This window comes from Embleya hyalina (assembly GCF_003967355.1).
Lineage (GTDB): Bacteria > Actinomycetota > Actinomycetes > Streptomycetales > Streptomycetaceae > Embleya > Embleya hyalina.
Window position 1 is genome coordinate 94959 of the sequence record NZ_BIFH01000039.1, and the last position, 13408, is coordinate 108366.

Consider the following 13408-nt stretch of genomic DNA (forward strand, 5'->3'; position numbering starts at 1 on the left):
AGGTCCTGCCTAGCGTCGGCGCCATGACCCGAACCGACGACTCCGAGGTCCCCGACTACCCGGCCCGGTTCCGCCTCGACGGGCGCGGCGTCGTGCTGCTCGGAGCCGGCCAGGGCATCGGCCGGCAGACCGCGCACGCCCTCGCCCAGTGCGGCGCCCGGGTGTTCGCCGTGGACCGCGATCCGGACCTGGCCGCCGACATCGCGGAGGAGGTCGACGGCATCGCCTGGTCCGGCGACGCGACCTCCCGCGCCGACGCCACGCGCATGTGGGCCGACGTCGAGGAGCACCTGGGCCGGGCGCACGCGATCGTCGACATCATCGGCATGAGCCGCTACGCCGACCTGCTCTCGATCACCGACGAGGACTGGACCTGGCACCAGGACGTGGTGTTGCGCCACGCCCTGCTCGCGCTGCAACTGGGCGGCGCGCACCTGGCCGCGCACGGTGGCGGCGCGATCACCTTCGTCGCCTCGGTGTCCGGCCTCACCGGCGCCCCGATGCACGCGGCCTACGGCGCCGCCAAGGCGGGCCTGATCTCCCTGGTCCGCTCCGCCGCCGTCGAACTTGGCCCCCGCGGCGTCCGCGTCAACGCGGTCGCGCCCGGCATCGTCTGGACCCCCAGGGTCTCCGCCTACCTCGGCGAACCGGGCCGGAAGGCCAACACCGCCAACACCCCCCTCGACGACGTGGCCCTCCCCGCCGACATAGCCGGCCCCCTCCTGTTCCTCACCACCGACCTGTCCCGCTACGTCAGCGGCCAGGTCCTCACCGTCGACGGCGCGGTAAGCGCCAAATTCCCCTACCCCCTGCCCGACATGGACGCGGCACCGCACTGACCGACCGCCCGAACCGAACCGTCACCGCACCCACCGGACCTCGCGTGCGGCGCGTCGACGCGCGCCGAGCGGCACCTGAGAGGATGCGGGGAGGCGAAGACGGTAGCGAGTCGTGGAGCGAGGAGTACGCGGTGACCGATGTACGACGCGTAGGGGTGGTAGGGGCCGGGCTGATGGGGTCCGGGATCGTCGAGGTGTGTGCGAAGGCCGGTCTCGACGTGCTGGTGGCGGAGACCAACGCGGCGGCGGCCGAGGCCGGCCGCGCCCGGGTGACCAAGTCGATCGATCGTGGGGTGAAGGCGGGCAAGCTCGCCGAGGCCGATCGCGACGCCGCGCTGGCGCGGGTGGCCTACACCACCGATCTGGGCGAGTTCGCCGATCGTGACCTGGTGATCGAGGCGGTGGCCGAGATCGAGGAGGTCAAGACGCAGATCTTCGCCACCCTGGACAAGGTCGTGACGCGCGAGGACGCGATCCTGGCGTCCAACACGTCCTCGATCCCGATCATGAAGCTGGGCATGGCCACGTCCCGGCCGCAGCAGGTCGTCGGGATCCACTTCTTCAACCCGGTGCCGGTGCAGAAGCTGGTCGAGCTGGTGCCCTCGCTGCTCACCGACGAGAGCACGGCGGCGCGCGCCGAGGCGTTCGCGTCCGAGGTGCTGGGCAAGACGGTGATCCGCTCGCAGGACCGCGCCGGCTTCGTGGTCAACTCGCTCCTGGTGCCGTATCTGCTCTCCGCGATCCGGATGTTCGAGTCCGGCTTCGCCTCGGCCGAGGACATCGACAACGGCATGGTGCTCGGCTGCGCGCACCCGATGGGCCCGCTGCGGCTGACCGACCTGATCGGCCTGGACACGATCAAGGCGGTCGCGGACAGCCTCTACGACGAGTTCAAGGAGCAGCTCTACAGCTCGCCGCCGCTGCTGCTGCGCATGGTCGACGCGGGGCTGCTCGGCAAGAAGACCGGGCGCGGCTTCTACCAGTACTGAGCCCGGCCCCACACGCACCACGAGGGCGGTCCCGATCGGGGCCGCCCTCGTGGTGTGTGTGGTCCGACTACGGCGTGCGCGCCTCGACCTTGTCGATCCGTACCGGCTCGCGGCCCTGCGCCGGGCCCGCCTCCGCCCCCGGCTGCCGCCGGCCGTCGTTGGCCACCACGACCGCCTGGCCCGTCTGCAGCGGGACCTCCTTGATCAGCAGCACCACGATCAGCGCGAGCAGCCCGAACGGCGCCGCGAACAGGAAGATGTCGCCCACCGCGTGGCCGTAGGAGTTCTCCACGATGCCGCGCGCCGGCTCCCGCAGGTGGTGCACGTTCGGGATCCCGCCCCCGCCGCCGGTGCCCGACTTCAGCCCCGCGTCGGAGAGGTAGCCGGTGACCTTGGTCGCCATCACCGCGCCGAGCGCCGAGACGCCGACCGCGCCGCCCAGGCTGCGGAAGAACGCGACGACCGAACTGGCCGCGCCCAACTGGTGTACCGGCACCGCGTTCTGGACCGCGAGCACCAGGTTCTGCTGAAGCGCGCCGATGCCCATGCCGAGCAGGAACATGTACACCCCGAGCACCCACAGGTTCGTGTCCGCGCGGGTGGTGCTCATCAGGGTCAGCCCGATGGTCAGCGAGACGCCGCCCATCACCAGGTAGCGCTTCCAGAACCCGGTCGCGGTGATCAGCTTGCCGACCACCGTCGAGGCGATCACCAGGCCGCCGATCATCGGCAGCGTCATCAGGCCGGACACGGTCGGCGACTTGCCGCGGGCGATCTGGAAGTACTGGCTGAGGAAGACCGACCCGCCCATCATCGCCAGACCCACCGCGAGGCTCCCGAGCACGGCCAGCACGATGGTGCGCTGCTTGAACAACCACAGCGGGATGATCGGCTCCGCGGCCCGACCCTCGACCCGGATGGCCAGCGCGATCAGCAGCAGCGAACCGAGCACCATGGCCGCAGTCTGCCAGGAGACCCAGGCGTAGTTCTTGCCCGCCAGCGAGACCCACACCAGGAGCACCGACACACCGGCGCTGATCAGCGTCGCGCCCAGGTAGTCGATGGTGACCTCACGCTTGACCACCGGCAGCTTCAGGGTCTTCTGCAGGATGACGATCGCGGCCACCGCGAACGGGACGCCGACGTAGAAGCACCAGCGCCAGCCCAGCCACGGGGTGTCCACGATCACGCCGCCGATCAGCGGCCCGCCGACGGTGGCCAGCGCGAAGGTGGCGCCGAGGTAGCCGCTGTAGCGGCCCCGCTCGCGCGGCGAGATCATCGCGGCCATGATCACCTGCGCCAGGGCGGTGAGACCGCCGACGCCGACGCCCTGGATGACCCGACAGCCGATCAGCATGCTCGTGTTCTGCGACAGACCGGCCAGCGCGGAGCCCGCCACGTAGATCACCAGCGCGAGCTGGACCAGCAGCTTCTTGCTGGTCAGGTCGGCGAGCTTGCCCCAGATCGGGGTGGTCGCGGTCATCGCGAGCAGCGTCGCGGTGACCACCCACGTGTAGGAGGTCTGGCTGCCGTGCAGGTCGGAGATGATCCGCGGCAGGGCGTTGGACACGATCGTGGACGACAGGATGGCCACGAACATGCCCAGGAGCAGCCCGGACAGGGCCTCCATGATCTGCCGGTGGGACATCGGCTCCGCCGACGTCTGCGCGGCCGGTGCGTTGCTCATACCTACCCCTTCTACTGCGGATGCTCTGCGCCCGGACGCGGCTTCCCCACCCCCGACACTCGTTGCTTGGTACAACCATAGCAATCTTTGTTGCTGCAAGCAACTTTCAAGAGATGGTCAAGTCGGCGCGCCTCGAAGTGACCGGATGACTACGCGGATAGGATCCGCGGCATGGCAAAGACCCCTCAATCGGGCACTTCGGGCGGCAATGTCGGCGGTGTCTCGTACCGCACGATCGGCATCGCGGCGATCGTCGTCCTGAGCGTCTGGTTCGTGCTGGCCAACACCGGCTCGGTGAGCATCCGATTCTGGATCCCGACGCTGGAGGCGCCGCTGTGGATCGTCCTGGTCGGGACGTTCGCGGTGGGCATGTTGACCGGGTGGTGGGTGAAGGCCAACCGGCGCTGAGCCGCCCGATATCCTGGGCCGCATGCTTCGCTCCAGGCTGCGTCCGGCCGTACACGTGGCGAGCCTGTTGACCGCCGGCGTGCTCGTGGCCGGCTGTTCGAGCTCCGCCTCCCCCTCCGCCGAACCCTCCGCGATCACGCCCACGGGGTCGGAGACCACCCCCGTCGGCGACACGGTCTGCGCGGGCCTGCTGCCCACCTCGGCGGTCACCGCGTTGCTCCCGGCCGCGCCCGCGTTCACCGGCAAGGACCATGTGCCGCTGGCGCACTATCCCGTGCTGCGCTGCCAGGTGACGGCGGGCGAGCGCTCGTTCGTCGGCTCGGCGTACCTGTTCAACATGGCCGGCGCCGAGCGGGTGCAGTTGCCGGGGCTGACCACCGCGGAGTCGGCGCCGCTGGGCACGAGTACGAACGGGCTGTACGGGATGGCCGGTGCGGACGACGCCTGGCTGGTGCAGAACTGCAAGGTGCAAAACGTCGAGAACCCGGTCCCGATGCTGGTCCGGGCCCGCACCCTCGCCCCCGCCGGCACACCGGACCGGCCGGACCAGCGGCAGCAGTTGGCCGACCTCGCGGTGGACCTGGCCAACGGCGTGGCCAAGGCGGCCGGCTGCGAGTCGAAGCCCGCCCCCCGGCCGGAGGGGATCAAGCCCGCGAGCAAACCCGAGCCGATCACCGACGCCCCCGTCTGCGGCATGCTCGACCCCGCCGCGCTCGGCCCCCAGGCGGCCGGCGATCAGCGCGCGCGCTGGACGGCCGCCGCCACGCCGGAGGGGCCCGGTGCGATCCAGGGCTGCGACCTGTTCCTGGACAACCGGCGGGTGCTCTCCTTCGCGATCGTGCACGGCTACCTGGCCCCCGGCGCCGAGGCCCCGGGTGAGCGCTCCGTGCTGTCCGAGCGGCTGCCCACCGGCGGCATCGCCAACGACGCCCAACTCTCGGGCACCGTCGAGGGCAAGGTCATCGGCATGTGCGACGGCCACACCGTGGCCTACCAGCTCACCCGGCACAACGGCGAGGATCCCCCGGGCCGAACCCTGGGCCAACCCACCGAACAGTTCTTCCGGGCCTTCGCCGACGGCGCCTCGAAGTGGGGCCTCAGGTGCGAACCGATCAACCCCAAGACCCCCGAGGAGAACTGGAAGTTCCGCTCCTGACCCGACGCGGGCCGGCAACGCGAAGGAGGGCGCCGCGCGAACCTCGCGCGACGCCCTCCCCGAGCGGTGCCGTCAGCCGATCGCGTCACCCACGTGGGTGACCCGCGTTCAGGACACCTCCGCCCGCTCCCGCGTCCCCGCCGGAAGCGACTGCGGTTGGGCACTCTGCCCACCCTTGCCGCCGTCCTGCTTCGGCCGCTCGGTGCCGCCCGTCCCGGACGCGTCGCCCGCGGGCGGCAGTTCGCTGAGGAACTTCTTCTCCACGTCCGGGTTTTCCTTCAGGTACGCCTTCACGCCCTCGGCCGCCGCGTTCGGCTTGCCCGCGTAGTCGACGAAGACCTTCTTCTCCAGCGGACCGAGCACCGAGTCGTCCAGCTTCAGGTTCTTCACCCACGTATTGACGTCGGGGAAGTCCTCGGCGAAGCCCTTGCGGCCGATCGAGCTGATCCACCCCGGCGCGCCGTACGACTGCTTCGGGTCGGCCAGCGGCTTGATGTCGTACTTCGTGTACGCCCAGTGCGGACGCCACATCGTCACCACGATCGGCTTGCCGGCCGCCATCTGCCGGTCCAGCTCCGCGATCATCGCGGGCGTACTGCTCTTGACCAGGTCGAAGTCGAGCCCGTACTCCGGGATCAGCTTCTTCTCGGTCAGGTCCATGATGTTCGCGCCCGGCTCGATCCCGACGATCCGGCCGCCGAACTCCTTCTCGTGGCCCTTGAGATCCTCGACCGACTCGTACGGCAGGTTCTTCGGGATCGCGAGTTGCACGTCCACGTTGTTGTACCAGCGCCCGATCTCCTCGAGCTTGGACCCGTACTCGTCCAGGTACTTCTTGTGCAGCGTGGGCAACCACGCGTCCAGGAACAGGTCGATGTCGCCGCGCGCCAGGCCCTGGAACAGCGGGCCCACGTCGAGCTGCTTCATCGTGACGTCGTAGCCGCGCTTCTCCAACAACTGCTTGTACATGTTGGTGACCACGACGTCCTCCTCCCACGGGATCCAGCCGACCGTGATCTTCTTGCGACCACCGTCGGAGGCACCGAGGCCGAAGCCGCCGAGCAGCCCCGCGACCAGCGCGACGGTCACCACGCCGCCGACCGCCACGACCGGGCGCGGACGCCAGTCGAGCAGCCACTTCGGGGTGAAGCCGTCGGCGCCGCGCACGGCCTTGGCGCGCTTGGCCCGAGCCTCGGCCCGCTGTCCGGCCGCACCGACCGTACGGTCCAGGTAGATCGCGAGCACGACCACCGCGACGCCGGCCTCGACGCCCAGGCCCACGTTGTTGTTCGACAACGCGCCGAACACCTCGCTGCCCAGGCCGCCCGCGCCGACGATGCCGGCGGTGACCACCATCGACAACGACAACATGATGACCTGGTTGACCCCGGCCATGATGGTCGGCAACGCGAGCGGGAACTGCACGTCCTTGAGGATTCGCCACTCGCTCGTGCCGAACGCCTCGGCGGCCTCGACCATTTCGGCGTCGACGCTGCGGATGCCCAATTCGGTCATCCGCACCCCGGGCGGCAGCGCGAAGACCACGGTGGCCACGACGCCCGGCACCTCGCCGATGCCGAAGAACGTGATCGCCGGGATCAGGTACACGAACGCCGGCATCGTCTGCATGAAGTCGAGCACCGGCCGCAACACCGCGCCGACCGCACGACTGCGGGCGGTCAGGATGCCCAACGGGATGGCGACCAGCAGTGCGATCGCCGCCGAGACCAGCACCAGGGCCAGCGTGGACATGGCCGGCTTCCACATGTCCAGGCCGTCGATCAGCAGGAATCCCGCCGCCGCGACCAGCGCGAACACCGGCCCGCGCACGGCCCAGCCGATCACCGCGAACAACACCACCACGACCGGCAACGGCGAATCCGTCAGCCAGTCGGCCAGGTGGGTGACCGCGCCGCCGACCACGCTGCGGATGAAGTCGAACAACCAGGAGAAGTGGTCGCGCATGAAGTCGACCAGGCTCTCGGCCCAGTCGCCCAGATGGATCCTAGGCATCGTCGCGCACCTCGCCCTCGGCCCCGAGCCGCTCCACGACCGACTCCGCCGCCGGCGCCGGTATCCGCACCTCGACCGAGTCGACCGGCGCCGCCGCGCCGGAGCCGTCCACACCGGCCGCGCCTGCCGGGAGCAACTTCTCCCCCGGCCCCGCGGGCACCAGCATCTTCACGCTCCCGGTGTCGGTGACCCCGAGCGTGCCGCCGTCGGCCTCGCCCGAGCCCCCCGCGGCGTTGCCCAGCGCGGCCAGCAGGCTGACCCGGGGCACCACGCCGACCAGTCGCATGCCCTCGTCCACCACCGCGAGCGGCAACCTGCTCTCCGCGCACGGTGCGAACAATTCGGCGACCGGCGTCTGCGTCGTCACCGTGACCACGTCGAGGCCCGGGTCCGGCCGGACGGTGCGCTCACCGGTCCGCGCCGCCTCGGTGACGGCCGCGTCGGTGACCGCGCCGAGCAGCCGGCGGCCGTTCTCGCGTGTGTCCACCACGAACGCCGCCGTGGTCTGCGCCTCGCGCATCGTGCGCATCGCGACACGGGGCCCTTCTCCGCAGGTCACCGTGGCGCGCGAATCCTCCATGATGGAGCCCGCGGTCAACACCCGGGTACGGTCCACGTCCGCGACGAAGGACGCCACGTAGTCGTTGGCGGGGTCGGTCAGGATGTCCTCGGCGGTGCCGATCTGCACCACCCGGCCGTCGCGCATCACCGCGATGCGATCGCCGAGCCGCATCGCCTCGTTGAGGTCGTGCGTGATGAACACGATGGTCTTGTGCAACTTCTCCTGGAGTTCCAGGAGTTGGTCCTGCATCTCGCGGCGGATCAGCGGATCGAGCGCGCTGAACGACTCGTCCATCAGCAGGATGTCGGCGTCGGTGGCCAGCGCGCGGGCCAGGCCGACCCGCTGCTGCATGCCGCCGGACAACTCGCTCGGCGCGGACTCCTCCCAGCCGGCCAGCCCGACCAGGGCGAGCGCCTCGCGGGCACGCCGGTCGCGCTCGGCGGCCGGCACCCCCTGGACCGACAGGCCGTAGCCGGCGTTCTCCAACACCGTGCGGTGCGGGAACAGCGCGAAGTGCTGGAAGACCATGCTGATGCGCCGGGCGCGCACGTCGCGCAATTCCCTGGCGGGCAACGAGGTCAGGTCCCGGTCGTCGATGTAGACGGCGCCGGCGGTGGCGTCCAGGAGGCCGTTGAGCATCCTCAGCAGGGTCGATTTGCCGGAGCCGGACAGGCCCATCACGACGAAGATCTCGCCTTCGGCGACCTCGAAGGAGACGTCGATGACGGCGGGGACGGTGCTGCCCCCTCGTACGTCGTCGCGGCTTTCGCCGGCGCGCAGCCGGTCGAGCGCGTCGTCGGCTCGACGGCCGAAAATCTTGTACAGGCCTTCGGCCCGGAGTCTGGACACGGATACCTCGTCGTTCGGGCCGCGGAGGAACGGAACCGTTGATACCGGTTCCGGGCCGGAGCACCGCCGTGATGAGGGCGCCGGCGCCGCGGGCTGCTGGATGCGGGAGTACGGCCGGCGCAGAAACGTCACGGCAGCGGCGCACGTCCGGGGTCGAACGCCTTTCCCGAGTCCCCTCGGAAAAGTTGTATCCCGCATTTGTTACCGGGCGTGACTTGCCCGAGTCATTCCAACGGGAAACATATGGAGATTCACGTCTCATCAACGCGATGCCATATGTCCGAATTAATCCATTAATAACTGCATTCGACCCCTCCCTTTTCTTGTGATCCCTCGGTGATCATCGTGTGATCTCGGCGTGATGACACAGCCATGTCCATGACTCTCGGTCATCGAATGGCCACTCGACGACGCATTCCGCGCGTCGATCGCCGCGCACGGGCGCGCACTCCGGCGCCGTCGCCCGAATGGCCGTGGCGCGGGCGGGGCGCACATGCCCCATAGGGGTGACGTTCCCGCATTCTCCAGGTGACACAACGTCACCAGGCGGTAACGTCCCGGCGCGAGAACGCAAGCGGCGATCCCTCACTGTCGCACACCCCCCTACCGATGGAGCCTTCCGTGTCACGCTTGCTCGACGTCAGCCCCGAGGTCCGCGCCGAGATCGGCGACGACGAGGCCGCCCGCCTGGTGGCAGGGGAGACCGGCCCCCAGACCTACGCGTGCGCCTCGTGCCGCGGTGAGGGCGACACCACCTCCGTGGAGACCAGCGCGCTGTTGTACCTGGCCGAGGAGACCGCGGTGCTCGCGTTCGCGCACACCCGCTGCATCCCCTCCCAGGTGATCCCGGTGTCCGAGGCCGCGGTCGAGCCGCTGCTCGCGGCGCAGGCCAACCCCGGGCTCGCGGTGCAGACCGTGGTGCCGGGCGGCCCGGTGCCGATCTCGATCACCGGGAGCATGGTGGTGTGCGCGGGCGTGACCTACGCGGCGCTCGTGGTCGAACCCGGGGCGGCCGTGGCCCGTCCGGGCACGCCCGGCGCCCAGGACGAGTTCCTGTCGCTGCTCGGCGAGCGGGGGTTCGCGCCGATCGCCTCCCCCGAGGAGACGCTGCCGCCGCTGCTCGGCGGCTGGTCGGTACAGATGACCGACGGCTACCTGACCGCGGTGCTGTTCCCGGGGGCGGGCGGGCGCACCGAGGCGTGGTGGCAGGCGCAGTCCCCGGCCGAGGTGCCCGAGGCGTGGTTGAACGCGGCCAAGACGCACAGCGTCGTGCTGCTGTTCGCCGCCCCGGTCGGCACCATCGGCATCCACACCGGCAACGACGAGTTGGCCGCCGCGCTCGGCGAGGCGGGTCGGCGCAACCTGCTCGCGGCCGGATCGGTCCCGGTCAGCGGCATCTGACCGGCCGCGTGGCGGCCTCGACCGCGCACGGCCCGGGTCGGGGGGCGACCTGTACCGGGTCGCCCCCCGACGCTCCGATAGCGTGCCGAGCCATGGAGCACTACGACGCGGCCTACGGCGACGAACTGGTTTCCCAGGACCGGCGGCACATCTGGCACCCGTACGCGAGCACCGAGGGCGAAGCACCGCTGTTCCCCGTGGTCGGCGCCGACGGGGTCCGGCTCCGGCTCGCCGACGGGCGCGAGCTGGTCGACGGGATGTCGTCCTGGTGGGCCGCGATCCACGGCTACAACCACCCCGTCCTGAACGCCGCCGCGCACGCGCAGGTGGACACGATGGCGCACGTGATGTTCGGCGGGCTGACCCATCCGCCGGCCGTGCGACTGGCCCGGCGCCTGGTGGAGATCACCCCCGAGCCGCTGACCAAGGTGTTCTTCGCCGACTCCGGCTCGGTCGCGGTCGAGGTGGCGCTGAAGATGGCGCTCCAGTACCAGCGTGGGCGCGGCCGGCCCGAGCGCACCCGGCTGTTGACCGTGCGCGGCGGCTATCACGGCGACACGTTCGGCGCGATGTCGGTGTGCGACCCGGTCGGCGGGATGCACCACCTCTTCTCCGGCGTCCTGCCCACCCACCTGTTCGCGCCGATCCCGCCGGCGGGCTTCGACACCCCGCTGCGGGCCGAGGACACCGCCGGCGTCGAGGAGTTGCTGGAGCGGCACGGCTCGACGGTGGCGGCCGTGGTGCTCGAACCGATCGTGCAGGGCGCGGGCGGAATGCGCTTCCACTCCCCCGCCTACCTGCGCCGGATCCGCGAACTGTGCTCGCGGCACGGGGTATTGCTGATCGCGGACGAGATCGCCACCGGATTCGGCCGGACCGGGGAGCTGTTCGCGTGCGACCACGCGGGGATCGCGCCCGACATCATGTGCCTGGGCAAGGCCCTGACCGGCGGCTACCTGACCATGGCCGCGACGCTCTGCACCGACGAGGTGGCCCGAACCATCTCGCGCGGCGAGGGCGGCGCGTTCATGCACGGTCCGACCTTCATGGGCAACCCGCTGGCCGCCGCGATCGCCGCGGCCAGTGTCGACCTGCTGCTCGCCGAACCCTGGCGCGACCGGATCACCGCCCTGGCCGACGGCCTGCGCACGGGTCTGGCCCCCGCCCGCGACCTGCCCGGCGTGGTCGACGTCCGGGTCCTCGGCGCGATCGGCGTCATCGAACTCGCCGACCCGGTGGACATGGCGGCGGTACAACCCGCCTTCGTCGAACAGGGCGTCTGGATCCGCCCCTTCGGCCGCCTCGTCTACACGATGCCGCCCTACGTCACGACGCCGCAGGACCTGGCCACGATCACTTCCGCGATGGTCGAGGTGGTCCGCGCCCACACATGACCCGCGCGCCTCCCCCGCCCACACCGCGACCCCCGCCGGCACGAGCCGCCGCAAAAGGCTCATGCCGAATGGTCGCTCTGTGTGCCGGTTCGGTGACGGTTCGGGTTCGACCCCGCAACCGCCGTGGCTTTCGGTCGTTGGACCCGATGTGTTCAGTTTCGATGACTCCATCAGCAGCCGGGCCCTCGGCCACCCCGCCCTCTCCGTGGGGGTCCCCGCGCCGCCCGGCCACGACGTCCTGACACCGATCTACAACGCGCTGGAGACCGAGTGGCGGCGGATGTTCCGCGCGGTCCCGCACGAGCGTACGAACGAGGACTACGCCGCGAGCCGGCCCTCGTACGGGGCGCCCCCCGCGATCGGCCACGCCTACGCGCAGGACCCCCCGTTCCCGAACTTCTCGCTGCCCACCCAGGGCGGCTACACCGAGTACGGCCGGCAGCGGGGCGCGTCCCTGGTCCCCGCCCAACCGTCGCGCGCCCAGGGCCCGCACGGCCACCTGCCGCTCTAGCCCGAAGGTGCGCGCGCGAGGATCCCGGGACGGCGGAGACGACGAAGGGCCCGGACGCCGTGCGCGTCCGGGCCCTTCGTCGTCGTTCGTACGGTCGGCCGCGGTCAGCGACCGGTCTTGCGACCGCGCTTCTCCCTGACCTTCATCCGGATCTCGATCGGCGTGCCCGGGAAACCGAACTCCTCACGCAGCCGGCGCTCGATGAAGCGACGGTAGCCGGCCTCCAGGAAGCCGCTGGTGAACAGCACGAACCGGGGCGGCTTGGTACCCGCCTGGGTGCCGAACAGGATGCGGGGCTGCTTGCCGCCGCGGATCGGGTGCGGGTGCGAGGCCACCAGCGTGCCCAGGAACGCGTTCAGCTGCCCGGTGGGGATGCGCTTCTCCCAGCTGGCCAGCGCCGTCTCGATGGCCGGGACCAGCTTCTCCATGTGCCGCCCGGTCAGCGCCGAGACGTTCACCCGGGGCGCCCAGGTGACCTGGACCAGGTCCTGTTCGATCTCGCGTTCGAGGTAGTAGCGGCGCTCCTCGTCCATGAGGTCCCACTTGTTGTACGCGATCACGATCGCGCGCCCCGCCTCGACCGCGAGCGAGATGATCCGGGTGTCCTGCTCGGTCAGCCGCTCGCTGGCGTCGATCAGGATCACCCCGACCTCGGCCTTCTCCAGCGCGGCCGTGGTGCGCAGCGACGCGTAGAAGTCGGCGCCCTGGGTCAGGTGCACCCGGCGGCGGATGCCCGCGGTGTCGATGAACTTCCAGGTCTTGCCGCCGAGCTGGATCAGCTCGTCGACCGGGTCGCGGGTGGTGCCCGCGATCTTGTCCACGACCACCCGGGTCTCGCCGGCGACCTTGTTCAGCATGCTCGACTTGCCCACGTTCGGGCGGCCGAGCAGGGCGACCCGGCGCGGGCCGCCCTCGGTGACGCCGAAGCGCTGCGCGGGGGCCTCCGGCAGGATCGCGAGCGCCGCGTCGAGCAGGTCGCCGCTGCCGCGGCCGTGCACGGCCGAGACCGGCCAGGGCTGACCCAGGCCGAGCGACCACAGCGCGGCGGCGTCCGCCTCCTGGGCCATGTTGTCGACCTTGTTGGCGGCCAGCACGACCGGCTTGCCGGCCTTGCGCAGCACCCGGACCACGGCCTCGTCGCTGTCGGTGGGGCCGACGATCGCGTCGACCACGAACATCACCGCGTCCGCCGACTCGATCGCGTACTCGGCCTGGACCGCCACCGACAGGTCGATGCCGACCACGTCGCGCTCCCAGCCGCCGGTGTCCACGACGGTGAAGCGGCGGCCGTTCCAGGTGGCCTCGTAGTAGACCCGGTCGCGGGTCACCCCGGGGGTGTCCTCCACGACCGCCTCGCGGCGCCCGATGATCCGGTTGACCAGCGTGGACTTGCCCACGTTGGGTCGCCCGACGACGGCAAGCACCGGCAGCGGTCCGGACGCCTCCCCGTCGTGCCCGCCGCGGGCGGGGGCGTCCCCTTCGACGTCGACCCACTCGTCGGGGTCGTAGCCCGCCTCCCACGCCTCCGGGTCGAAGGCGCCCTCGGTGGTGGCGTCGGCGTGCTGCTCCATGGGGGTGTTCCTCGTTCGGGTAGCGGTT

10 protein-coding genes and 1 pseudogene are annotated in these 13408 nt (G+C 70.9%); 7 read left to right on the forward strand and 4 right to left on the reverse strand.

Annotated elements, in window-relative coordinates:
- Positions 1–23: 23 nt before the first annotated feature.
- The gene (locus EMA17_RS40010; RefSeq protein WP_126642146.1) at positions 24–839 is read left to right on the forward strand and encodes an SDR family NAD(P)-dependent oxidoreductase; all 816 of its coding nucleotides are present in this window, start codon (positions 24–26) and stop codon (positions 837–839) included.
- A gap of 131 nt (positions 840–970) precedes the next feature.
- Positions 971–1828: a 3-hydroxybutyryl-CoA dehydrogenase gene (locus tag EMA17_RS40015; RefSeq protein ID WP_174861505.1), complete on the forward strand. Its 858-nt coding sequence runs from the start codon at positions 971–973 to the stop codon at positions 1826–1828.
- 100 nt (positions 1829–1928) lie between these two features.
- Here EMA17_RS40015 and EMA17_RS40020 read toward each other — a convergent pair.
- Positions 1929–3476, reverse strand: a pseudogene (locus tag EMA17_RS40020) (MDR family MFS transporter); the annotation flags it as partial.
- Between the two features lie 210 nt (positions 3477–3686).
- Here EMA17_RS40020 and EMA17_RS40025 point away from each other — a divergent pair.
- Positions 3687–3923: a LapA family protein gene (locus EMA17_RS40025; protein ID WP_174861506.1), complete on the forward strand. Its 237-nt coding sequence runs from the start codon at positions 3687–3689 to the stop codon at positions 3921–3923.
- Between the two features lie 22 nt (positions 3924–3945).
- Entirely contained in the window at positions 3946–5079 is a 1134-nt protein-coding gene (locus EMA17_RS40030) for a hypothetical protein (protein WP_126642149.1), read from the forward strand.
- A gap of 108 nt (positions 5080–5187) precedes the next feature.
- Here the strand turns inward: EMA17_RS40030 and EMA17_RS40035 are convergent, their stop codons facing one another.
- Together EMA17_RS40035 and EMA17_RS40040 are read right to left on the reverse strand one after the other, a co-directional pair.
- Positions 5188–7092 carry an ABC transporter permease/substrate binding protein gene (locus tag EMA17_RS40035; RefSeq protein WP_126642150.1) on the reverse strand — a complete coding sequence of 635 codons (1905 nt, stop codon included), beginning with the start codon at positions 7090–7092 and terminating at the stop codon, positions 5188–5190.
- Positions 7085–8503 carry a quaternary amine ABC transporter ATP-binding protein gene (locus tag EMA17_RS40040; RefSeq protein ID WP_126642151.1) on the reverse strand — a complete coding sequence of 473 codons (1419 nt, stop codon included), beginning with the start codon at positions 8501–8503 and terminating at the stop codon, positions 7085–7087. The genes EMA17_RS40035 and EMA17_RS40040 overlap by 8 nt, the downstream gene beginning before the upstream one ends.
- Before the next feature lie 621 nt (positions 8504–9124).
- On the opposite strand from EMA17_RS40040, the gene EMA17_RS40045 reads away from it, so the two are divergent.
- The 3 genes from EMA17_RS40045 to EMA17_RS40055 all read left to right on the forward strand — a co-directional run bounded on the left by EMA17_RS40045 (position 9125) and on the right by EMA17_RS40055 (position 11809).
- Entirely contained in the window at positions 9125–9904 is a 780-nt protein-coding gene (locus EMA17_RS40045) for a DUF8842 C-terminal domain-containing protein (RefSeq protein ID WP_126642152.1), read from the forward strand.
- Positions 9905–9996: 92 nt separating this feature from the next.
- Positions 9997–11298 carry an adenosylmethionine--8-amino-7-oxononanoate transaminase gene (bioA, locus tag EMA17_RS40050; RefSeq protein ID WP_126642153.1) on the forward strand — a complete coding sequence of 434 codons (1302 nt, stop codon included), beginning with the start codon at positions 9997–9999 and terminating at the stop codon, positions 11296–11298.
- A gap of 148 nt (positions 11299–11446) precedes the next feature.
- Positions 11447–11809 carry a hypothetical protein gene (locus EMA17_RS40055; RefSeq protein ID WP_126642154.1) on the forward strand — a complete coding sequence of 121 codons (363 nt, stop codon included), beginning with the start codon at positions 11447–11449 and terminating at the stop codon, positions 11807–11809.
- 104 nt (positions 11810–11913) lie between these two features.
- Here the strand turns inward: EMA17_RS40055 and der are convergent, their stop codons facing one another.
- Positions 11914–13380 carry a ribosome biogenesis GTPase Der gene (der, locus tag EMA17_RS40060; RefSeq protein WP_126642155.1) on the reverse strand — a complete coding sequence of 489 codons (1467 nt, stop codon included), beginning with the start codon at positions 13378–13380 and terminating at the stop codon, positions 11914–11916.
- Positions 13381–13408 lie beyond the last annotated feature (28 nt).